This window comes from Bacillus proteolyticus (genome assembly GCF_001884065.1).
Taxonomy (GTDB): domain Bacteria; phylum Bacillota; class Bacilli; order Bacillales; family Bacillaceae_G; genus Bacillus_A; species Bacillus_A proteolyticus.
The window spans coordinates 109,710-131,211 of the sequence record NZ_MACH01000048.1 but is presented as its reverse complement, the minus strand read 5'-3'; the positions used below and the strand labels follow the sequence as shown (position 1 = coordinate 131,211).

The window sequence follows — 21,502 nt, the reverse complement described above, 5'->3', positions numbered from 1 at the left end:
TCCCTGCGGCCCCATCGGACCGGTTGGGCCTATTTCCCCTTGAGTACCTTGAACCCCTTGCGGCCCCTCTGGACCTGTTGCACCTATGTCTCCTTGTATTCCTTGAACTCCTTGCGGTCCTTGTGGTCCTTGAAACCCTTGAGCTCCTTGTATCCCTTGCGGACCTGTTGCTCCCGGTAACCCTTGCACACCTTGAATTCCTTGCACACCCTGCACACCTGTTGCCCCTGTATCTCCTACTGGTCCCCTCAATCCCTCAGGCCCTTGTTGTCCTTCTGGTCCTGTTGCACCCATTTGTCCAGCTGGCCCTTGAATTCCTTGCACACCTTGAGGTCCTGTCGGTCCCATCTCTCCCATTGGTCCTTGTAGTCCTCTTGGTCCTTGTGGGCCTGTTGGACCTTGTGGACCTGTTGGGCCTGTAATCCCTATACCTGTAAATCCAGTTGGAGTTGGAGGGAAAGTAGGCCCAATAAGTTCTGGTGAAATTCTAAAATTAGAGTTTAACGAATGTAATTTCCTTTTATCATCACGATCTTTCATACCTTTCACCTCCTACAAACCATCTTTTTCACACTAGATAGACCGCTTCTTCTTAATCTATTTACAAAAATAATCTCCAAGACTATTTTTATTTTAAATAATAAAAACTCCCTTAATTCCTTAAGGGAGTCCTGCTACTGAATCCATATTATCTGTATTAGGGACAGCTTGCGCTATACCCGATGTATTTACATTTTGCCCCATATTCGTTCCTGTTACAGTACCAGCAGGGGTTCCTCGTGTATATGTTGTCGTCACAGAATCTCCCGGCTGTAAACAAAGCTTCGTCTCTGTCCCTATTACTGTAACAACATCAATCCAAGTGCACCCCGTTGAACCACTATACGATTTCGAAGCAGTAAATGAAGTATCACTCAAATTATCACCCGTAAATATATTCCCAGTATTATTAACGATAATAAATTCTTTAATACGTGCAGGCATACTTACACTCTACCTTTCCTTTATGCACCTAATGTACGTGTACTCGTTGCTAATGGTGGTAAAAATACTGATGTTCTAATTGTAGGTTCAGGCTGCCGTTTCCCATTTAAAAAAATAGCCGCACTCGACCCTCCAGCACCCGCATATATTTTCGCTACGGCTAAAGGTGAGATATCATAACAGTCGCCAACATTAACAGCTCCTGTATTGTTAATAATTTTCACTTTACGCAAATTAATCCCCATTTACCCCTCCTCCTTTTTATACTGTATGCAAAAGAAAAAAACTTGAAACAGACTCGTTTCAAGTTTTTAGCTATTAACTATTTCGTTTCACCTTCATATTGAAGCATACCGCCAACCATGTTCACTGTTTTAAATCCTTGCTCATTTAAATAATGGCATACATTTTCACTGCGCATTCCTGAACGGCAAATAAAAATATACTCATTCTCTTTATCAAAGAAATCTACTTTATTTGGGATATCGCCCATTTTAATATGTACAGCTTCTGGAATTTTCCCTGTCGCTACTTCTTCATCTTCCCTTACATCTACTAAAAATAACGTTTCTCCATTTTCTAAACGCTCTTGCACTTCTTCTGTAGTAATTGTATTAACTTCTGTCATATGTATCTCCTCCTTATATATAATAAAACCTTTAGTTTCTTCTTTAAACTACCATTTCTAATTAATTTTAGCATGTGAAAGAAGGAACGCAAAGAATGGAAATTTTATTTCTCAATTTTCTCGTAAAACTTATTCTTTACAAACATAACTCGTGCATTGTATCCTCAATATACTTGTTTTATGAAAGGAGCCTGTTAAAATGACACTTTTTCTTTTCATTATGGGTATCATTTTCTTAATTTCTGCGGTCATTGCTCTTAGCATGAAAAATAATAAAAAGATAAAATCCCCTCAAGAAATGTCATTCTTATTTCTATTACTTAGTATAGCTTTCTTTGGTTTATCAATCGCTTCATATATTTTCCGTCTGCAAATTATGTAAAAAAGGTGCCTATTATAAACAATGCACCTTTTCCACATTAATTATTTTCTACACAAAACTAGATACTTTCCGATTTAAAAACTCATACACTTTCTTTTCAAATAAATGAACGTCTAACGCTCCTGCCATATGCCCATTTATACTTTCTATTTCATATACTTCTGCGTACTTCCCCTGCTTTTGCAAAACATCTACCATTCTATAATTGTAACGGGATGGTTGAAGTAAATCTTGTTTGCATGGAATCATGAGTACATTCGCTTCAATCTTAGAAAGAGCCTCTTCTAAGGAAGAAAAACCATGTGCAATATCATGTAATAAGACTGCTTTCGCAGTATACATCCATGAATTTGCATCTACTAAATCTATACTTTTACATGTCACTTTATTTATCTCTTTCTCAAATGATGTTAATGCAGTAAATTGTTGATAAGGTGCCATTTCTATACTGTTCCGCGGGAATGCTGTTTCATAAAAATGTTCATCAAATGCATTCATAAACATCATTTTATTCGCTAAATGAAGCCCTTTTATTGGTTGCTCCTCTCCGTACTTTCCGCCTTTCCAATTTGGATCAAGCTGAATTGCTTCGATCGCATTTTGCGCTACATTTCCCGACGTTATAATTGGATTTTGCGGATTCGTAATAACTCCAATCATTCGTTCTACCATATGAGGATAGTGAACAGCCCATTGCTGCGCAATCATCCCACCTGCCGATGGCCCCATTACCGCATGTAACTTAGCAATCCCCATATCTTTTATTAACTCATATTGCATCCGTGCTACATCTAAAAATGTAAAAACTGGAAAATCCATCGCATACTCAAAACCAGTCATCGGATTTATCGATTTTGGTCCCGTTGTAATCACATATGGGTTCTTCACTTGTACATTACAAAGGTTATCAGTACATATAATGAAATATTTATTTGTATCAATTGCTTTCCCAGGTCCAATTAATCCATCCCACCAACCAGCCCCCTCATCATGCACTGTATATTTTCCTGCCGCATGACTTGTTGCACTAAAATAGTGACAAACCAAAATCGTATTTGATCTTTCTCTATTTAAAGTACCATACGTTTCATACCCCATTTGAACAGGAATCTCTCTACCATTTTCAAACACAAACTCTTTTAAAACAAACTTCTCCTTTTTTACAATTTGCACAGACTCGCCTTCTTCCCGTCATATTATGAACTGCTTACTAAAGGATTTTTTACTATGTAAACCAATCTCCTCCTTCTTTTCATAAATAAATGAATAATATACAAAATTATCCACAAAATAGCACTATATTACACAATCAAAGAGGGCATACATATGATTTGGAATTGGTTACGTAAAAAGAAAAAATCAAATTCAACAGAAACAAAAGAAGCAGATAATAATCCGAAACAGCAATCTAGTAATCAAGAGGATGAAAACAAAGAACAGACTAGAAGTATGAAACACAATACAGGTAAAAATAGTGAACAAAAAAAATCTGAGCAAGATGATTCTTCTCAGGAGAAACAGCAAAGTTCTAAACAGGATGATTCTTCTCAACCAAAACAGCAAAACTCTGAACAAGATGATTCTTCTCAACCGAAACAGCAAAACTCTGAGCAAGATGATTCTTCTCAACCGAAACAACAAAACTCTGAGCAAGATGATTCTTCTCAAAAGAAACAAAAAAAATCTGAGCAAGACGATTCTTCTCAACCGAAACAGCAAGGTTCTAAACAGGATGATTCTTCTCAAAAGAAACAACAAAAATCTGAGCAAGACGATTTTTCTCAACCGAAACAGCAAGGTTCTAAACAGGATGATTCTTCTCAAAAGAAACAACAAAAATCTGAGCAAGACGACTCTTCTCAACCGAAACAGCAAGGTTCTAAACAGGATGATTCTTCTCAAAAGAAACAACAAAAATCTGAGCAAGACGACTCTTCTCAAAATACACAACAAAGCTCTGGAAGTAATAGTATTTATGATTTTTCGAAGCCAGAAAAAGACCATATTCATTCTCTACAAGAGTTAATAGAGAAGCTAAAACAGTCTAGTGATTTTGTTAATTACCATACATCTGACGATGAAACGATGCCTTATTGGATTTCTTACTATCGTCCTTCACTTGATGGTGAGAAGTTACAAAAATATTTAATGCCAACACTTTTAGAACACCCTAACACTTCATTCGAAGTATTAAAAGAACATATTCCAATGAGCGGCATTACAATTACAAACGATTTACAAAAGATTGAGGACATGGTTTTAAAAGGGCATGCAATTATTCAATTAAATCAGCAAGATCAAAAGTGTATGCTCGCGAATATTGCAATTGATAATTATCGTGCACCAACTCCTCCTTTAAATGAATCGACTGTTATTGGTCCTCAAGAAGGTTTTGTAGAAGATATTGATACAAACATTAATTTAGTCCGAAAACGCCTTCCTGTTTTAGATCTCCAAACGAAAGAGATGATTATCGGAGAGTTTTCAAAAACGAAAGTCGTTATGATGTATTTAAATAATCTAGCTGAGAAAGATAATGTAGATTTTCTAGAGGAATCATTACGGGCTCTTGAATATGATCAAATTAATGATAGTGCTTATATACAAGAATTGATGGGGGAAAAATCAATTTTCCCTCTCTATATCAATACAGAACGCACTGATAGAGTTACAAAAGCACTTATTGATGGTAAAATCGCTATTTTTGTTGATGGTTCTCCAAGTGTCCTCTTAACTCCTGTATCATATTTTGATTTTTTCATTTCGCCAGAAGACTATAACGTTTCTTGGTTATACGCTACATTTTCAAGAATTTTACGGCTAATCGCTGTTTTATTCTCAATTTGCGCGACACCATTATATGTTGCCACTTTAAACTATCACTATGAATTAGTTCCTAGTGATTTATTGGAAACGTTAATTTTATCAAGGGCGCAAGTACCGTTTCCACCTTTAATTGAAGCACTCTTCTTAGAACTTGCCATCGATTTATTAAGAGAAGCTGGCGCGAGATTACCGATGAAGGTCGGTCAAACACTCGGTATTGTAGGAGGTATCGTAATCGGACAGGCATCTGTCCAAGCTGGTTTAACGAGTAATATTTTATTAATTATCGTTGCATTATCAGCACTGGCTTCCTTTATTACGCCTATTTATAAAATGGGTAATGCGGTTCGATTACTCCGTTTCCCATTTCTCATATTTGCCGAAATAGGAGGACTTTTCGGGATTTCTCTTGGATTTATCTTTTTATTTACCCATTTATTTAGACTTACATCCTTACGTAAACCGTACGCTTTGTTTTATCCGACAAGACAACAATCCGTTAAAGACTCTTGGATTCGCTTCCCATTAACAATGATCGATACAAGAGATGTACAAGCAAGGCCACAACATGTAAAAAAATCTGCAAAAGGGATTTCAACAAAACATAGATCCGATTTTGATGATTAAGAAATGAGGTGCATTGATGAGTAAAGTTCAAGAAAAATATCAAATATCTCCTATCTTTGTTTTCTTCTTAATTCACAGTGCACAGTTTGGTGCTGGTGTTCTTGGATTCGCTCGAATTATTGCAAAAGCCGCCGGATACGACGGCTGGATAGGTGTTCTAATTATAGGAATTTGTATCCATATTCTTATATGGATGATGTATTTTTTATTAAAAGAAACAAACGGAAACTTAGTTGATTTACATCGACAAACATTTGGAAAATGGCTAGGAAACGGCGTTACTCTCATCTTTATGACTTATTTTTTAGCCATCAGTATTTCCGTCATTCGAACATATGTTGAGATTATTCAAGTATGGATGTTTCCTACCGCGTCAACTTGGATGTTAACAATCTTTTTATGCTTAGCTAGCTACTACATTATTTCTTCTGGATTCCGTGTCATTACTGGTATTTGCGTCATCTCAGTTGGCGGTACATTGGGATATTTATTTCTTAGTCTATTCGTTTTGAAATACTCACATTTGTCTAATTTACTACCTGTGTTCACACATTCTTTTTCAGATATTTTAAAAGCCGCCAATCTGTCAATCTACAGTATGACAGGGTTTGAAATTTATCTCATGGTTTATCCATTTGTGAAAAATCCGAAGCAATCTCATAAATTCGCTCAATACGGAGCATTATTTTCAAATCTTCTATATTTATTTAGTACCCTTTTAGCCTTTGCATTTTTTAGTGAGAAACAATTGTTAAAAACGATATGGTCACAACTTTCTATGACCCAAGTAATCCAATTACCGTTCATAGAAAGGCTGGAATATATTGCGATTTCAGGCTATGCGCTTACTATTATTACAAGTTTTATCCTTCCGTTATGGGCGGCAACAAGAGGAACTCATGAAATATTTCGCGTAAAACAAAGAGGTGTCCTAATCACTTTCATCCTTATTACTCTCATTGTTTCACAGCTTTTAACAAACAGACATGACATTAATACTTTTATTAGTAATTCCGGAAAAGCTAGTTTTTGGCTCATGTATGTATACATCCCTATCCTATTTATTATTGTGTGGGTGAAAAGAAAATGGAAAAAATCAAAAGCAAATTAATACTTATTTCTTGTATAACATTCTTCAGTCTAACTGGATGTTTACAAAAAAATATTATCGATGATGTACAACTTATTCAAGGAACGGTTTTTGATGTAGCAAAAGATAATAAAGTAAAAGTGACATTCGTTTGTCCCATTCAGAAAAAGGGAAATAAAGTTCAAGTTTTTGAAGGTAGCGCAAATGCGGTAAAACAAGTAAAAGCAGACACATCTTTAGAGTCTTCTCAACCCTTTGCTAGCGGACAAATGCGTGTCGCTCTATATACTATAAGACTTGCCAAAAAAGGAATGTCTACTTCATTCGATACATTACTTCGAGATGTGAATATAGGGAACGCTTTATATGTTGGCTTATTAGAGGGGAATGGTACTGAACTTTTAAAAGGGAAATATACGACTTCATACAACGTTGCAATTTATATAAAAAAATTGTTAGAACATAATATGGAGACCGGTCCTTTACCAAAGGATAACCTGCATATAGGAGCATTCCGTTATTATCAAGAAGGGCAAGACTACTATATTCCCATTCTAAAGAAGCATGGTGATAAAATAAAAATCAACGGAATTGGTCTTTTTAAAAAGGATAAATATATCGGTAAAATCGCTGAAAAAGATATGTTCATATTTAAAGGACTATTAGAGAAACACAAATTAGATTCACACGAATTTAAAACGGATTCTGCGTACGTAATGATTAATAATATTCGTTCTGTTCCAACTTACGATATAAAAATTAAAAACGGGAAGCCTTCTTTTTTCATTCACGTTCATCTTGATGCACGTATTCAAGAATTATCGAAGCAAATTAACTTAGAAAATAACAAGAACACAAAAAACATTGAAAAAAATGTCCAAAAACAATTGGATGTACAGGCTACCAAATTAATTAAGCAGTTTAAATCTTTAAACGTAGATCCTCTCGGGCTAGGTGCAAAGTATAAGCAACATTATCGCCCATTCAAGTTAGAAGAGTGGCGACGTATGTACAAAGATGTTCCGATTAATATAAAATACAGCGTAAATATTACAAATTCTGGTGTAATTGAATGATAAATGATTGAACTCCTCTCTCCAGCATGATACAACGGAGAGAGGAGTTTTTTATTACCAAATATAGAGAGAAAAGATATTCACGGGGGAGCTTATGTCTAAAAAGTTAGTAAAACCTATTTTAAACGGTATTTTATTTCTCGGCGTCTTTTTATTTGCTCATACATACTTAAAAAATATTTCCTTCACACGTTATTTACTTGTCGTTATACCAATGCTACTTGTTGGTATGTTTGGCATCGACCTTATTTTATCCATTTTAATAAAAAAAGAAGAATAACGAGCGAACATCTTATTTCTATAAGATGTTCTTTTCATTTCATAATCACCTTATGTTACAATGAAATTCGGCACAAAGCGAGAAAGGATGAAACAACATGACAAACGAAAAAGGTTTAGATAAAGGATACGAACTTGTTGCAAAAATGCATGAAGAGTTCGGACATCCTGTGACAAATACTCCAACAAAATTAACAGCAGAGCGCGCAAAAATTCGTGCTAGCTTTATGCAAGAAGAGCTAGAAGAATTTCTAGAAGCAACGACTGTTGAAGATCAATACGATGCACTTATTGACCTTATTTACTTTGCATTCGGAACGTTTGCAGAAATGGGCGTACGTCCAGATAAAGGATTTGAAATTGTAAACAATGCCAACATGGCAAAACTATTCCCTGATGGAAAGCCTCGATTCCGCGAGGGCGACGGCAAAATTATGAAACCAGAAGGATGGCAAGCACCGGAACCACAACTTCGTGCGGAAATCGAACGCCAACGTCAAGAGGCAGAAAAAAACTGCTAGGATTTCCTAGCAGTTTTTTATTATGTCTTTTTTCCTTTGGCCTATTAATGACCCACGTGTCCCGCATGTCCTGCGGCTCCTGCAGTACCAGCTGCTGCTCCTGCTGCCGCCCCTGCTCCAATGCCACCTGCCCAAGGCTGTTGTTGCTGCTGATACTGTTGGTATTGTTGTTGACCTTGCTGATGCTGTTGGCCTTGCTGATGCTGTTGGCCTTGGTGATGGTGTTGACCTTGGTGATGCTGTTGGCCTTGGTGATGATGTTGACCTTGATGATGGTGTTGACCTTGGTGATGGTGTTGACCTTGGTGATGGTGTTGACCTTGGTGATGCTGTTGGCCTTGGTGAGTTTGATAAAGGACAGCCTGCGGGTGAATTTGGTGCTGGCCTTGGTGATGTACTTGTTGCTGATGATGGCCGTGGTGTTGGTGTTGATGATGACCATGATGACCGTGGTGTTGATGCTGGCCTTGGTGACCATGATGATGACTTTGATGAGTTTGATAAAGGACAGCCTGTGGATGAATTTGATGATGACCATGATGATGTACTTGTTGTTGATGATGGCCATGATGCTGATGATGACCGTGATGCTGGTGATGACCGTGATGCTGGTGATGGCCGTGATGCTGGTGATGACCGTGATGCTCATGGTGCACATGATGACCGTGAACACCTTGAGGGAAGCCACCGACTCCACCAGCTACAACACCGACGCCAGGTACAGGAAATCCTGTTTGTACACCGCCAACGAAAGATGGGAATGCAGTTGGCATACCTACAGGTACTCCTCCTTGTGCTCCTCCTACGAAAGATGGAAATGTAGTTGGCATACCTACAGGCACTCCTCCTACCAATGTCGGAATTCCTGTCTGTGCTCCAGCCACTGACGTCGGAAATCCTCCAGCCGCTCCTCCCATCCAACTTGGGATTCCGCCATATCCGTGTTGACCATCTCCTCCCATGAACATCATTTGTCCATAACTATCCGATCCACCTCCGAAGAAGCCATGTGGGGCATTATTGTCCATCCCTTTCATTCCTTTCACCTCTTCTGCTCAATTTAACCTACCTTTTTTATCATATTTCCTATAGAAGAATAGGTGTTTGTCTATATGGGAATTCCGCACCTTTTTCTTCGTTCTTCATTCATGATAGGATTAATGGACTGATTATTTTTCTTTCACTTGAAGGGGGCATTTTCTTTGGAGAACGTAACAAAGGCTTCAATCGACGATTTAGGTTCAATTGTTCATATAGATATGGATGTAATTGGAAACGATAGTAGACGAAATTATATTAAACACGCTATTGATGCTGGAAACTGCATAATTACAAAAGAGGACAATTCCATTTCTGGTTTTCTAACATACGATACAAATTTCTTTGATTGTACTTTCCTCTCATTAATAATTGTTTCGCCAGTCAAAAGAAGGAGAGGTCATGCAAGCTCATTAATCTCATATATGTTAAGGCATTCCCCTACTCAAAAAATCTTTTCTTCAACGAACGAGTCGAATGAAAGTATGCAAAAAGTGTTTAAAGCGAACGGTTTTATACGTAGTGGAATAATTGAAAACCTAGATGAAGGTGATCCAGAACTTATTTTTCACGCAAAAAAACTCAGAGCATAAATGCTCTGAGTTTTTCTTTAAAATGAATTAGTTTGCAACAACGTTAACAAGTTTTCCAGGAACAACAATTACTTTACGAACTGTTTTTCCTTCAATTTGTTCTTTGATTGCCTCAAGTGCAAGTTGTTCCATTTCTTCTTTTGATGCGTCTTTACTCATTGTTAGTTTTGCGCGAACCTTGCCCATAATTTGAACAACGATTTCAACTTCATCTTCTACAAGTTTAGACTCATCAAATGTTGGCCAGCTTGCATATGTGATTGTTTCACTGTATCCAAGTTTGCTCCATAGCTCTTCTCCGATGTGAGGTGCAACTGGTGCAATCATTTTTACGAAACCTTCTACATATTCTTTTGGAAGTGTTTCAGCTTTGTATGCATCGTTGATGAATACCATCATTTGAGAAATCGCTGTGTTGAAGCGAAGCTCTGCATAGTCTTCTGTTACTTTCTTCACTGTTTGGTGGTAAGCTTTTTCAAGATCTTTGTTTGGTGCATCAGTAATTTTCTCACTTAATTCACCGTTATCTTGAATGAATAGGCGCCATACGCGGTCTAGGAAGCGACGAGCTCCATCAAGACCATTTTCAGACCAAGCAATTGAAGCATCTAATGGTCCCATGAACATTTCGTATAGACGAAGTGTATCTGCACCGTGGCTTGCTACGATATCATCTGGGTTTACAACGTTGCCTTTTGATTTACTCATTTTCTCGTTGTTTTCACCTAAGATCATACCTTGGTTGAATAATTGTTGGAACGGTTCTTTCGTTGGAACTACACCGATATCATATAATACTTTATGCCAGAAACGAGCATATAGTAAGTGAAGTACAGCGTGCTCTGCTCCGCCGATATAAATATCAACTGGAAGCCATTGTTTTACTTTTTCAGGGTCTACAAGTGCTTCGCTGTTGTTTGGATCGATGTAGCGTAGGTAGTACCAGCAGCTACCAGCCCATTGTGGCATTGTGTTTGTTTCACGACGACCTTTTTTACCCGTCTCAGGATCAACAACATTTACCCACTCTTCAATGTTAGCTAGTGGTGATTCACCTGTACCTGAAGGACGGATGTTTTCTGTTTTTGGAAGAACTAATGGTAATTCTTCTTCTTTCACAGCTGTCATTGTGCCATCTTCCCAATGGATTACTGGAATTGGCTCACCCCAGTAACGTTGACGGCTAAATAACCAGTCACGTAGACGGTACGTTACTTTTTGATTTCCTGCGCTCGTTACTTCAAGCCACTCAATCATTTTTGCGATTGCTTCTTCTTTATTTAAACCATCAAGGAATGCTGAGTTTACGTGTGCACCATCACCTGTGTACACTTCTTTCGTAATATCTCCGCCTTTTACAACTTCCTTCATTGGAAGATTGAATACTGATGCGAATTCATAGTCACGCTCATCGTGAGCTGGAACTGCCATTACAGCACCTGTTCCGTAAGTTGCAAGAACGTAGTCAGCGATCCAGATTGGTAATTTCTCACCATTTACTGGGTTAACTGCGTAAGCACCAGTGAATACACCAGTTTTCTCTTTCGCAAGTTCTGTACGCTCTAGATCACTCTTCATTTTTACAGAATTAATGTAAGCTTCTACAGCTTCTTTTTGTTCTGCTGTTGTAATTTCTGCAACAAGTGCATGTTCCGGAGCAAGTACACAGTATGTTGCACCAAATAGTGTATCAGGACGCGTTGTGAAAACTGTAAACTTCTCATCTGTACCATCGATGTTGAAGTGTACTTCTGCACCTTCAGAACGACCGATCCAGTTACGTTGCATGTCTTTTAAGCTTTCTGGCCAATCAAGCTCATCTAGATCTTCTAATAGACGATCTCCGTAAGCTGTAATTTTTAACATCCACTGTCTCATCGGACGACGCTCAACTGGATGTCCACCGCGCTCACTCTTACCGTCAATAATTTCTTCGTTTGCAAGTACTGTACCAAGTGCTGGGCACCAGTTTACAGGTACTTCATCAACGTAAGCTAAGCCTTTTTCAAATAGTTTTAGGAAGATCCATTGTGTCCACTTGTAGTAGTTTGGATCCGTTGTATTCACTTCACGATCCCAATCGTAAGAGAAGCCTAATGCTTTAATTTGATTACGGAACGTATTAATATTAAGCTCTGTAAATTCAGCCGGGCTGTTCCCAGTATCAAGTGCATATTGCTCTGCTGGAAGGCCAAATGCATCCCATCCCATTGGATGAAGAACGTTATATCCTTGCATACGTTTCATACGAGATAAAATATCTGTCGCTGTATAACCTTCTGGATGACCTACGTGTAAGCCTGCACCTGATGGATATGGGAACATATCTAGTGCATAAAATTTTGGTTTTTCTGTCTCATCTGGCGTACGGAATGTTTTATTCTCTTCCCAATACCCTTGCCACTTCTTCTCAATTTTTTGATGATTAAAGCTCATGAGATAACCTCCTTGAAATTCTATTTATTTTCACCGCCCAAAATACAAAAAACCTCTCATCCCTAGAAAGGGACGAGAGGTTATAGATTCCCGCGGTACCACCCTAAATTAATGTAATATATACATTCGCTTAGATCCGTAACGTGGATTAACGGCAATTGCTACTATTAGTTTCACAACTGCAACTCAAAGGCGAGTTCATAACGAAACGTGGATTGACTTGCACCGACCGTCAACTCTCTAAACCAGCTTCTATTACTACTACTCCTTCTCACTGTTATTACAAATATGAGTTAATTAAATATATTCTAAAACATGTTACATGTTCCGTCAAACTAAACTGCAATTTTTTCTTCAACTGTTTCTTCTACTTTTACTCGTTTATCATAAATGCTTGTTGCTATAATCGCTACTACAAGCATTACCATGATCGCTATAAACAATACTTCCATATTGTATATATCAACAATCGCTCCGCCAACGACCGGTCCGAACATTTTCCCTACAGTCGCTGCGCTATTTACAACACCTTGATAAAAGCCTAATTTATCTTTCGGCGCAAGTATATTTGCAATGGTCGGAACTGCTGGCCATACGAATAATTCACCAATTGTTAATGTCACCATCGCAACGAGGAACATCGTAAATTGCTGCGCTTGGCTTAACACAATGAATGACGCCGCAAAAATGACAATTCCAATCATAATTTGTTGCTTTAAAGAACGCTTCATCCAGCGAATTAGCATACTAACAAGCGGCTGCGCACAAACAATCATCGCTCCGTTTATCGTCCATAATAAACTATAGTGACGAAGGCTAATATTTAATTCTTGCATATGTGTTGCGATTGCACCTTGCCACTGTACGTATGTAACCCAGCATAAAGCATATGCTACACACACAATAAGAAGTGCTTTGAATCCAGGTGTAAGCGTCCATCCTTTTTTCGTTTCGATTTCCTTTTGCACTCCTGGCTCTTTTTTGTCTTCCATACCACGGAATCCAATAAAAGCAATTAAGAAGAAAACAAAGTATAAAATAAAGTTCGCTAAGAAAATATAATCAAAACGATAAGACGCAACTAAACCACCGCACGCTGTTCCGATCGCAATCCCAACGTTTTGTCCAACATACATCGCATTAAATGCTCGTCTTCCGCCCTCTGGCCAAACCGTACCAACCATCGCATACATCGATGGGAAGACCATTCCGGAACCGAAGCCGATTAATGCTAGCCACACAACATATAACGGCCAACCATGGAAAAACACAAGACCTAAAATCGATACAAGTGTAATAACAATCCCTACTAAAATTGATTTATAACCGCCCCATTTATCAAATAAAACACCGCCGAGCAAGTTCCCGATTACACCAGTAAGCGAGTTGATCATTAATACCATTCCAGCCACTGATAAAGATTTTCCTAGGTGATCATGCAAATAAATTGTATTAAAAGGCCATAAAAAAGAAGCACCCGTGACATTAATAATCATCCCAGCTACTAATAGCCATACTTTCCTTGGCATAGTCTCCCCTCCTATTCTATTTTTTTCGTTCATCTATAACAGTAAAATTGTAGTCGTTTTTAAATAGGAAGGCAACTGATTAATAGTTGATGAAATTCAGATAATAGTTTGTCGGTAAATGAAATTATATTGATTGCCACTTGAAAATATATCGACTTACCGACAAAGAACGACATCAGTAACAATATATAAATAAAGGAAGACTACATGAATTTCACATAGTCTCCCCTATACTATCCAACTTCTTTTTCTCGCTTCGCCCGTTCTTTAGCGCTCCATTTAAATATCTTATCTAATAGAGAGTATATTCTCCCGGACTCTTTCGTTAATAACGGGCCTAACGATGCTAATATTAAAACGTATAGAGCTGAGAATGGTTTAATCGTTGCCATTAAGCCACCCGCGATTCCGATATTCGCGACAATAATCGAGAATTCTCCGCGTGATACAAGTGTTAAACCGATATTCGTAGAAGCTTTATGGGATAAACCAGCTTTACGCCCTGCAAACATTCCAGCTATAAAATTACCAATGAGAGTAATGAAAACTGCTCCTAATGCCAACCACACTGCTCCTCCGAGCGTAAAAGGATCGATACTTAAACCGAAACTGAAGAAAAATATAGCTCCAAAAAAATCACGAAACGGGACGACGAGATGCTCAATTCGATCACTATGCTCTGTTTCAGAAAAGACAAGCCCTAATAATAATGCACCTATAGCCTCTGCAACATGAATCGTTTCTGAAAATCCTGCCACAAAGAATAAAACAGCGAATATTACGATAATAAAAATTTCATTGGACGAAATATCTAATACTTTATTTAGAATCGGCGTAGCTTTTCTAGCGATTACAAAGAATAGTAGCATATACCCTACTGCGATTAACACCGATGTAAGGGCACCTATAAATGATGTTGTACCTCCGAGTACTAACCCCGAAACAACTGATAAATATACAGCTAAAAAGATATCATCAAACATAATGATCCCTAAAATGAGTTCTGTCTCTTTATTACCAGATCTTCTTAAATCAACAATTACTTTTGCGACAATTGCACTCGATGAAATTGTTATGATCCCGGCAATAATTAATGTTTCTAATAAGGGGAAACCCATTATATATCCATAAAGTAAACCTAATATAAAATTAAGTGATATATGAACGGTTCCCCCAAGAGCAATTGACTTTCCTGATTTAATTAATTTTTTTATCGAGAATTCTAATCCTAAGTAGAATAAGAGGAATATGACGCCAATACGGCCGAGGAAGGAAATAACTTCTCCGCTTTCAATAAACCTTAAATCGATAAGCCCTAAATCTGGAGCATGAGGCCCCACTAGCATACCGAGTATAATGAGAAACGGAATAATCGAGAACTTTAACTTTGCAGCGAGGATTGCTGCAAAAGCTACTAATACTAACGCAGTTCCAACTTCAAAGACTAAAGTATCCATCGATTATGAGTCACCTCCTGCTGAAAGCAACTCCTTAATAATTCTTTTCACTTCATGCCTTTCACCTGATAATACGAGCATATCGCCAGCTTCAATAATAGAGTCTGAACCTGGATTGAAGAACTTTTTCATATTCTTTTTCAAAATAGCAATAATCGTTACGTTATATGTTTTTCGCACATGTAAGCTACCAATTGTTTTTTGTACCACTGGTGCGTTATTTTCTACTTTAAACCATTCAATGGATAATCCTTCAAAAGCCATTTCAATTGTATCTAAAGCTTGTGGTCTATATACCATTCCGCCTAATATAGCCGCAATTTGTCTTGCTTCAGAATCACGAAGAGAAATACTTGAAATACTCTCATCGTGATCCGCATCAAAATGATACATTTCTCTTCGGCCATCATCATGAATAACGATAACCATTTTTTCATTACCCTTTGTTATAACTTCAAATTTACATCCAATGCCCGGTAGTTCACTCTCTCTAATATTCATATTCCCGCCTCCTAAAATTTTTTAGTTACGGCTCTTCCCTTTTTACAAATCTACATCAATCTCTGTCTTAAACTTTTCATCTTTCGAGATTCCTAAATACTTTAATGTTTCTGACGGAGTCGCGTGATGGAAATGTTTTTGCAACAGTGCGATTGCTATTCCTCTTTTATATGCATGAAATCCAAATGTTTTTCGCATTGAGTTCGTTCCAATCTTACCAAGTATTCCGACCGCTTCAGCTGCGCTATGGATAACACGATACGCTTGTTGGCGTGAGATTGAATTTGTTGTTTTGTTCGATTGAAATACGTAGTTTTCTCTTTGAATATCAAAAGATTGTACGTACGCTAAAAGTGCCTCTTTGACTTTTGTATTTAAATAAATATCTTGTTTAAACTTTTCATCTTTCACAGGAAGAGAATAAAAATCTTTAACAGTTCTATCTTCATTTAATACATCTTCAAATTTAATACTTAATAGCTCAGTAATTTTTAATCCAGTGTTAATCCCAATAACAAATAAAAGATAATCTCGCTGCGAGTGCTCTTTTAAATATTTTTTCATAGCCTCAATTTGGTTTATATCTTTTAATGCCTCTACAACTTCCATACATGTTTTCTCCTCATCTTATGAACGGTAATTTTCTCATTATGTTGTCCATTTTACCTTATCATGCTATGGGATTTCCATGTCTTATCCATTATTTTTACAATATACTTCTGTGGTCTCGGCAATTTTTAATGTGGAAACTTACGATTGTACAAATACGGTGTGGTTAGAAAAAAGTGTGGGGATAAAAGGTTCAGCTTCTTTCTACAGATCGGATTCCTCCTTTCCTTATCCAGCTGCTTCTACTTTTATTTTATGTTACTTATTTATATTATATTGTATATTTCAGTAACATTAAAGTGTTTTTTCTGAAAATAATAAAAACCGAGCAGTTTCGCTCGGTTTTTTATTAATCTTCCTTAGGAAGAACAATTCCTTTATACAATTGAACTGTAATGAAGTAATAAATCGTGTAAATAACTACGAAAATTACAATTGGTACCCAAATACGGAAGTACGGATCGATTAAAATAAATCCGAAAATATTCATACCGACTAATACGTGAGCAATACCTACAATTGCTGGGAATAAGAATACTAAGAATAATTCTTTATAAATTGATTTTGTTAATAATTCACGGCGCACACCGATTTTACGAAGCATTTGATAACGCGTAATATCTTTTGATGCACCAGAAAGAATTTTAAACATTAAACAACTTGCCATCATTGCTAAGAAAGCAATTCCAAGGAAGAATCCCATAAACACTGTTCCGCTCGCAACGCCGTAGAACATGTCGTAAGCTTGATATTTACTATCTAATCTTTCAGATGCTACATTTTTATATTTATCTAGTTGCAACTCGTCAAGTTTTTTCCATTCTTTTGTGTGTGCTTCAAAATCATCTGTTTTTCCAGTAAATACGATTCCTTCTTTACCATTTACAGTATCGTACATTTTTTGATCTACAATTTTAATTGCATGATCTTCATGTACGTAGAATGGCTGGATTGTTCTGAAAGCCTCGTCCCATTCTTGTGGAAGTTCTTTAGCGTTCGCATCTTTTTCATTCATTTCTCTAGAAACTGCACCTACTGGTAGTTCCTCTGAAACTTTTTTCGTTTTCACTAAATCCTTCATCGACTTCATGTTTTCCATATCTTTTACTAAAGGACGATTTTTCTCTAAATCCTCTTTTACATAGTAAACGTATTTATCATCGACTTTGTAACGATATTCGCTTTTCTCTTTAAATGTAATACCGTCTAAAATTTTCTTTTCTTCAGCAGTTGGATTATGAACTACTGAATCATATATTACGAAACCATCAACCATTTTTATAACGTTATTTTTAAACGCCATACCACCTGAAATCGCACCGGCTCCAAGAGCAACTAACATCGCTACCGTAGCAAGAACCTTTGTTAAACTATTAATACGGAAGTTTAATTGTGCAAATGTAAAAGCGTTAAGTCCTTTTTCACTACGCTTTTTATTGCTCTTTAACTTTTTAATAATAACAGGAAGAAGTGATCCAAATAGCATGTAAGTACCAGCTGTTGTTGTAATTAATGCAATAAGGATTCCCATTTCTCTTAGTTTTTCCATGTAAATCATTGATGCATAGCCAATTCCTAATAAAATAACCGCTAGGAATGCAACTAAACCTGTCATTTTTCCTTTTACTGCAACACGCTCTGTTTGTGCATCTGCATGTACAAGTTGCAGTACAGAAATACGTGATAACTTAATACTATTCATAATTGCTGATAGTACAAATAATGCAAAGAAGAAAATACAAGTAACAGTCATAGATGGAAGGTAAAATGCTTTATAACCTTCACCAGCAAATTCTAATTGTTTCATTAATAACTGCCCGATACCTTCTGCAAGTCCTACACCAACTGTAATACCAATCGCAAGAGATGCAGCACCTAATACAATCGTTTCAATAAACATAAGTAATGTAACTTTATGCTTTTTTGCTCCTAACATCATATACATACCAAACTCTTTTTGACGAAGCGATAATAAGAAAGAGTTCGCATATAAAATATAGAAGAAGGTTATGATTGCTAGTAAAAATGAACCTGCTTGGAATACGAATCCAATTGATTGAATAACTGAGTTAGATTCGATAAACGCTTTATTCAGCGCTAACGTTTGAAACATATAAAAAATTGAGATAGACATGACAAGGCCGACAAGTAAGACGATATAATCTTTTAGCTTACTCTTTAGCCCTGACATGGAAAGTTTGAATAACATGTCCTAGACCTCCTCCCTTACGCTTTTTGTGTACCTAAATCTGCAAGTACATCTAAAATTTCTTTATAGAACTCTTCACGCGTACCACCGCGATGAATTTCTTTATATAGCTCACCATCTTGAATGAATAAAATACGCTGACAGTAGCTTGCACTGTACGGATCATGTGTAACCATCATAATAGATACACCTTGATCTTGATTTAAGTTTGTCATCGCATCAAGTAAGCTCGCTGCATTTTTAGAATCAAGCGCTCCTGTTGGCTCGTCCCCTAAAATAATTGCTGGCTCATGTACTAAAGCGCGCGCTGCTGCTGAACGCTGTTTTTGTCCACCAGAGACTTCAGATGGATATTTTTGAAGTATTGCCGAAATGCCTAACATATCAGCTACCTTTTCTACTTTCGGTCCAATATTACGTGATGAAACACCTTGAAGTGAAAGTGGAAGTGCAATGTTTTCATAAATAGATAAGTTTTCTAATAAATTAAAGTCTTGGAAGATGAATCCTAACTTTTGTGAACGGAAATCTGAAAGCTCACCTTGCTTCATTTTTGTAATATCCGTTCCTGCAATTTCAACAACGCCGCCCGTTGCTTTATCAAGCGTTGAAATTACATTTAATAATGTCGTTTTACCAGAACCAGATGGCCCCATAATTCCAACAAACTCACCCTCTTGAATTGAGAATGATACACCTTTTAACGCGTGTGATTGATTCTCACCTTTTTTACCGTACACTTTTTGAACGTTTTTTACGTCTACAACTGGTTTCGTCATATATATCCTCCTACGCTTGTTTTTCCATTACCTATTTTGCGCCTTTTGGAGAGGAACTGCTATTTGTTAACATTACATTTACCTTACACTTTTGTAATATAAAAAAGGGGTGCTTGTAAGCTTAGCTTTTATCCTTTTAAAACAAATTCATTTTCTTCATTAGTAGATAAAATTCCATTAGCGATTTACCGCAAAAAGCTGACAAAAAAATAGACTGTTCCACAAAAGGAACAGCCCACTTCTCTCTTTATTTCTTTAAAGGTGTTACCGTCCAATACGTAATAACACGCCAAATCCATTCTAGTGGACCCATTTTAAAGTTTTTCATCCAAATTACACTAAACACAATTTGAATTGCATAAATTGCGATACACACATATAACGTCTGCATGTACGTTAAGTTTCCTGCAAAGTTAAATACACTTCCTGCAATTAAAATCATTGCAGTTTGTCCAATATAATTCGTTAAAGCCATACGACCATAGTACTTCAGTGGTGCTAGCAATGTTTGAACTGGTTTTAATTGAAGTAGTAAAATTAATGCTCCAACATAGAAAGCTGAAATAATTGTTCCAACTGTAATACCAATTTTTAAGAATTGGCTTGCAGCATCCATTGTCCCATCCTCATTCTCAAGTATCATATTTACAAATGGAGCAGCAGGGACGTGCCCATATTGATACCATAAAGCTACAACACTTAAAACAAACATAATGCCTGTAAAAATAGCTACTTGCTTTATTTTCGCTGAAAGATTTTCAAATACTTTATACTGCCCTGCAGCAAGCCCTAATAAAATTAAACTTAGCGGCAGAAATTCTTTCGCAGCAAGTACACTAAGGGTAATTGTCAAAATAAGACCGATTACTAAGTTCACTTCTTTTTTCGCTTTATAAAACGGTAAAACGATTAACCCGTAAATTGCATATAGCGTTAACGCTTCTCCAGGTTGAAACATTTGATGAATGTAGCCAAAAATAAATAGCGCAACTACACGGCGTAAAAATAAAACATATCCATTTTTCCCCTTCGCAATCGCTCTAGAGATAAAGATATAGAATCCCACTCCAAATAAGAATGAGAAGATTGAAAAGAAACGACCTTCTACAAATAAGTATAGAAATCTTTGATAACTTGCATCCACTGTATTAGGATCTGGAGTTTTAATATTAAGTAGTGCGAGAATATTTACTAAAATAATCCCCAGTAGTGCGAAGCCACGAATATAATCTAACTCATCAATTCGTTTGTTTGTAACATTGTTCCCCATAAAGCAACTCCTTGTATAAAATTTAATCCTTCCTTACTCTACTGGAGAAGTGGGCTTATAACTATCGACAAACCTTACAGGAATCTTACATTATTGTAATATAATAAAATGAAGCTTTAATCAACCCTCACCAATCGGGCGTTTATGAGCAGCCCGACTCCCACAAATAGCGGGATAAAATAAAACCAGGTCATATTGCGACCTGGTTTACTCTGATTGCTTTGATTTTTGAGGTTGTCCTTTTTTACTGTTACGCTGTTTCACTTGCACAACTGGATCAAGTTCATTTGAAAATTCAGCGTTATGTCCATTTTGCGTTTTTTGTTCTGGATTATTTTGATCTGAACGTTTTGCCATAACATTCACTCCTTATTAGTGCGGTGTAATAATCATTTGATGTTGCAATTGGCGAATTGCCATACGTGCTCTATTTAACTGCTCACGTTGCTCATCATTCGCATGTTGCTGCATAGTTTGTAAGTCATTATATGCTTGTTCTAATTGTAACTGCGCATCCGAATACTCCATCGTATTGTAATGCTCTTGTCTCATACCTTGGTCTAATTGTTCTTTCGCATATTCCACCGCTTGTTCAGCTTGTGTAATATACGATTCAAGTGATTGACGCTCTGCCATAATTGTCCCTCCTTGCTTCAATTCCTCTTTAG

At 36.9% G+C, this 21,502-nt stretch carries 23 protein-coding genes and 1 other annotated feature; of the genes, 7 read left to right on the top strand and 16 right to left on the bottom strand.

The genetic code is table 11. From position 1 onward, the window contains the following. The 4 genes from BAQ49_RS05290 to BAQ49_RS05275 all read right to left on the bottom strand — a co-directional run. A partial coding sequence (locus BAQ49_RS05290; RefSeq protein ID WP_131802709.1) for an exosporium leader peptide-containing protein occupies positions 1-540 on the bottom strand: 540 nt, incomplete at its 3' end. Between the two features lie 120 nt (positions 541-660). After that, positions 661-984: a hypothetical protein gene (locus tag BAQ49_RS05285; RefSeq protein ID WP_071744466.1), complete on the bottom strand. Its 324-nt coding sequence runs from the start codon at positions 982-984 to the stop codon at positions 661-663. 20 nt (positions 985-1,004) lie between these two features. Further along, the gene (locus tag BAQ49_RS05280) at positions 1,005-1,229 is read right to left on the bottom strand and encodes a spore germination protein (RefSeq protein WP_071744465.1); all 225 of its coding nucleotides are present in this window, start codon (positions 1,227-1,229) and stop codon (positions 1,005-1,007) included. A gap of 77 nt (positions 1,230-1,306) precedes the next feature. Continuing rightward, positions 1,307-1,612, bottom strand: a complete 306-nt coding sequence (locus tag BAQ49_RS05275) for a rhodanese-like domain-containing protein (RefSeq protein WP_071744464.1) — start codon at positions 1,610-1,612, stop codon at positions 1,307-1,309. A 199-nt stretch (positions 1,613-1,811) separates the two neighbouring features. On the opposite strand from BAQ49_RS05275, the gene BAQ49_RS05270 reads away from it, so the two are divergent. After that, positions 1,812-1,994: a hypothetical protein gene (locus tag BAQ49_RS05270; RefSeq protein ID WP_000171885.1), complete on the top strand. Its 183-nt coding sequence runs from the start codon at positions 1,812-1,814 to the stop codon at positions 1,992-1,994. 48 nt (positions 1,995-2,042) lie between these two features. Here the strand turns inward: BAQ49_RS05270 and BAQ49_RS05265 are convergent, their stop codons facing one another. Continuing rightward, complete coding sequence (locus BAQ49_RS05265) at positions 2,043-3,167, bottom strand: homoserine O-acetyltransferase family protein (protein WP_071744463.1); 1,125 nt, start codon at positions 3,165-3,167, stop codon at positions 2,043-2,045. Positions 3,168-3,320: 153 nt separating this feature from the next. On the opposite strand from BAQ49_RS05265, the gene BAQ49_RS05255 reads away from it, so the two are divergent. The 5 genes from BAQ49_RS05255 to BAQ49_RS05235 all read left to right on the top strand — a co-directional run bounded on the left by BAQ49_RS05255 (position 3,321) and on the right by BAQ49_RS05235 (position 8,413). Further along, positions 3,321-5,447, top strand: a complete 2,127-nt coding sequence (locus BAQ49_RS05255; protein ID WP_084667335.1) for a spore germination protein — start codon at positions 3,321-3,323, stop codon at positions 5,445-5,447. A 16-nt stretch (positions 5,448-5,463) separates the two neighbouring features. Further along, positions 5,464-6,558, top strand: a complete 1,095-nt coding sequence (locus tag BAQ49_RS05250) for a spore germination protein (protein WP_071744462.1) — start codon at positions 5,464-5,466, stop codon at positions 6,556-6,558. After that, entirely contained in the window at positions 6,534-7,613 is a 1,080-nt protein-coding gene (locus BAQ49_RS05245) for a Ger(x)C family spore germination protein (RefSeq protein WP_071744461.1), read from the top strand. Before BAQ49_RS05250 ends, BAQ49_RS05245 begins: the two co-directional genes overlap by 25 nt. 94 nt (positions 7,614-7,707) lie before the next feature. Continuing rightward, entirely contained in the window at positions 7,708-7,893 is a 186-nt protein-coding gene (locus BAQ49_RS05240) for a hypothetical protein (RefSeq protein WP_071744460.1), read from the top strand. A gap of 97 nt (positions 7,894-7,990) precedes the next feature. Then, a complete protein-coding gene (locus BAQ49_RS05235) occupies positions 7,991-8,413 on the top strand; it encodes a pyrophosphohydrolase domain-containing protein (RefSeq protein ID WP_071744459.1) in 423 nt (140 codons plus the stop codon). 44 nt (positions 8,414-8,457) lie between these two features. On the opposite strand, the gene BAQ49_RS05230 is transcribed toward BAQ49_RS05235, so the two are convergent. Continuing rightward, positions 8,458-9,450 carry a VrrB protein gene (locus tag BAQ49_RS05230; RefSeq protein WP_071744458.1) on the bottom strand — a complete coding sequence of 331 codons (993 nt, stop codon included), beginning with the start codon at positions 9,448-9,450 and terminating at the stop codon, positions 8,458-8,460. 165 nt (positions 9,451-9,615) lie between these two features. Here BAQ49_RS05230 and BAQ49_RS05225 point away from each other — a divergent pair, with 165 nt between their 5' ends. Beyond that, a complete protein-coding gene (locus BAQ49_RS05225; RefSeq protein ID WP_071744457.1) occupies positions 9,616-10,044 on the top strand; it encodes a GNAT family N-acetyltransferase in 429 nt (142 codons plus the stop codon). Between the two features lie 27 nt (positions 10,045-10,071). Here BAQ49_RS05225 and leuS read toward each other — a convergent pair whose 3' ends face one another. The 10 genes from leuS to BAQ49_RS05170 all read right to left on the bottom strand — a co-directional run bounded on the left by leuS (position 10,072) and on the right by BAQ49_RS05170 (position 21,470). Then, positions 10,072-12,480, bottom strand: coding sequence for a leucine--tRNA ligase (gene leuS / locus BAQ49_RS05220; protein ID WP_071744456.1), 2,409 nt, complete (start codon positions 12,478-12,480; stop codon positions 10,072-10,074). 65 nt (positions 12,481-12,545) lie between these two features. Further along, positions 12,546-12,764 (bottom strand) — a binding site (T-box leader). 51 nt (positions 12,765-12,815) lie between these two features. After that, positions 12,816-14,009, bottom strand: coding sequence for an MDR family MFS transporter (locus BAQ49_RS05215; protein WP_071744455.1), 1,194 nt, complete (start codon positions 14,007-14,009; stop codon positions 12,816-12,818). Between the two features lie 233 nt (positions 14,010-14,242). Next, positions 14,243-15,466 (bottom strand): cation:proton antiporter, encoded by a 1,224-nt coding sequence (locus tag BAQ49_RS05210; protein WP_071744454.1) that lies wholly within the window; start codon positions 15,464-15,466, stop codon positions 14,243-14,245. 3 nt (positions 15,467-15,469) lie between these two features. After that, positions 15,470-15,967 carry a cation:proton antiporter regulatory subunit gene (locus BAQ49_RS05205; RefSeq protein WP_071744453.1) on the bottom strand — a complete coding sequence of 166 codons (498 nt, stop codon included), beginning with the start codon at positions 15,965-15,967 and terminating at the stop codon, positions 15,470-15,472. Positions 15,968-16,009: 42 nt separating this feature from the next. Continuing rightward, positions 16,010-16,576, bottom strand: a complete 567-nt coding sequence (locus tag BAQ49_RS05200; protein ID WP_071744452.1) for a tyrosine-type recombinase/integrase — start codon at positions 16,574-16,576, stop codon at positions 16,010-16,012. Between the two features lie 349 nt (positions 16,577-16,925). Next, positions 16,926-18,785: an FtsX-like permease family protein gene (locus BAQ49_RS05190; RefSeq protein WP_071744450.1), complete on the bottom strand. Its 1,860-nt coding sequence runs from the start codon at positions 18,783-18,785 to the stop codon at positions 16,926-16,928. 17 nt (positions 18,786-18,802) lie between these two features. Continuing rightward, complete coding sequence (locus BAQ49_RS05185) at positions 18,803-19,564, bottom strand: ABC transporter ATP-binding protein (RefSeq protein WP_071744449.1); 762 nt, start codon at positions 19,562-19,564, stop codon at positions 18,803-18,805. A gap of 247 nt (positions 19,565-19,811) precedes the next feature. Next, positions 19,812-20,834, bottom strand: a complete 1,023-nt coding sequence (locus BAQ49_RS05180) for a DUF418 domain-containing protein (RefSeq protein WP_071744448.1) — start codon at positions 20,832-20,834, stop codon at positions 19,812-19,814. 207 nt (positions 20,835-21,041) lie between these two features. Then, on the bottom strand, positions 21,042-21,191 hold the full coding sequence (locus BAQ49_RS05175; protein WP_001129344.1) for a hypothetical protein: 150 nt from the start codon (positions 21,189-21,191) through the stop codon (positions 21,042-21,044). 15 nt (positions 21,192-21,206) lie between these two features. Beyond that, positions 21,207-21,470 carry a YtzC family protein gene (locus BAQ49_RS05170; RefSeq protein ID WP_000840869.1) on the bottom strand — a complete coding sequence of 88 codons (264 nt, stop codon included), beginning with the start codon at positions 21,468-21,470 and terminating at the stop codon, positions 21,207-21,209. Positions 21,471-21,502: the final 32 nt, after the last annotated feature.

Excerpts from the sequence above, each read along its gene's own strand:
- BAQ49_RS05255 (WP_084667335.1), top strand. The coding sequence starts at position 3,321 with ATGATTTGGAATTGGTTACGTAAAAAGAAAAAATCAAATTCAACAGAA.
- BAQ49_RS05175 (WP_001129344.1), bottom strand. The coding sequence starts at position 21,191 with ATGGCAAAACGTTCAGATCAAAATAATCCAGAACAAAAAACGCAAAAT.
- BAQ49_RS05240 (WP_071744460.1), top strand. The coding sequence starts at position 7,708 with ATGTCTAAAAAGTTAGTAAAACCTATTTTAAACGGTATTTTATTTCTC.
- BAQ49_RS05210 (WP_071744454.1), bottom strand. The coding sequence starts at position 15,466 with ATGGATACTTTAGTCTTTGAAGTTGGAACTGCGTTAGTATTAGTAGCT.
- BAQ49_RS05270 (WP_000171885.1), top strand. The coding sequence starts at position 1,812 with ATGACACTTTTTCTTTTCATTATGGGTATCATTTTCTTAATTTCTGCG.
- BAQ49_RS05245 (WP_071744461.1), top strand. The coding sequence starts at position 6,534 with ATGGAAAAAATCAAAAGCAAATTAATACTTATTTCTTGTATAACATTC.
- BAQ49_RS05180 (WP_071744448.1), bottom strand. The coding sequence starts at position 20,834 with ATGGGGAACAATGTTACAAACAAACGAATTGATGAGTTAGATTATATT.
- BAQ49_RS05190 (WP_071744450.1), bottom strand. The coding sequence starts at position 18,785 with ATGTTATTCAAACTTTCCATGTCAGGGCTAAAGAGTAAGCTAAAAGAT.
- BAQ49_RS05235 (WP_071744459.1), top strand. The coding sequence starts at position 7,991 with ATGACAAACGAAAAAGGTTTAGATAAAGGATACGAACTTGTTGCAAAA.
- BAQ49_RS05170 (WP_000840869.1), bottom strand. The coding sequence starts at position 21,470 with ATGGCAGAGCGTCAATCACTTGAATCGTATATTACACAAGCTGAACAA.
- BAQ49_RS05285 (WP_071744466.1), bottom strand. The coding sequence starts at position 984 with ATGCCTGCACGTATTAAAGAATTTATTATCGTTAATAATACTGGGAAT.
- BAQ49_RS05185 (WP_071744449.1), bottom strand. The coding sequence starts at position 19,564 with ATGACGAAACCAGTTGTAGACGTAAAAAACGTTCAAAAAGTGTACGGT.
- BAQ49_RS05205 (WP_071744453.1), bottom strand. The coding sequence starts at position 15,967 with ATGAATATTAGAGAGAGTGAACTACCGGGCATTGGATGTAAATTTGAA.
- BAQ49_RS05250 (WP_071744462.1), top strand. The coding sequence starts at position 5,464 with ATGAGTAAAGTTCAAGAAAAATATCAAATATCTCCTATCTTTGTTTTC.
- leuS (WP_071744456.1), bottom strand. The coding sequence starts at position 12,480 with ATGAGCTTTAATCATCAAAAAATTGAGAAGAAGTGGCAAGGGTATTGG.
- BAQ49_RS05275 (WP_071744464.1), bottom strand. The coding sequence starts at position 1,612 with ATGACAGAAGTTAATACAATTACTACAGAAGAAGTGCAAGAGCGTTTA.
- BAQ49_RS05200 (WP_071744452.1), bottom strand. The coding sequence starts at position 16,576 with ATGGAAGTTGTAGAGGCATTAAAAGATATAAACCAAATTGAGGCTATG.
- BAQ49_RS05280 (WP_071744465.1), bottom strand. The coding sequence starts at position 1,229 with ATGGGGATTAATTTGCGTAAAGTGAAAATTATTAACAATACAGGAGCT.
- BAQ49_RS05230 (WP_071744458.1), bottom strand. The coding sequence starts at position 9,450 with ATGAAAGGGATGGACAATAATGCCCCACATGGCTTCTTCGGAGGTGGA.
- BAQ49_RS05215 (WP_071744455.1), bottom strand. The coding sequence starts at position 14,009 with ATGCCAAGGAAAGTATGGCTATTAGTAGCTGGGATGATTATTAATGTC.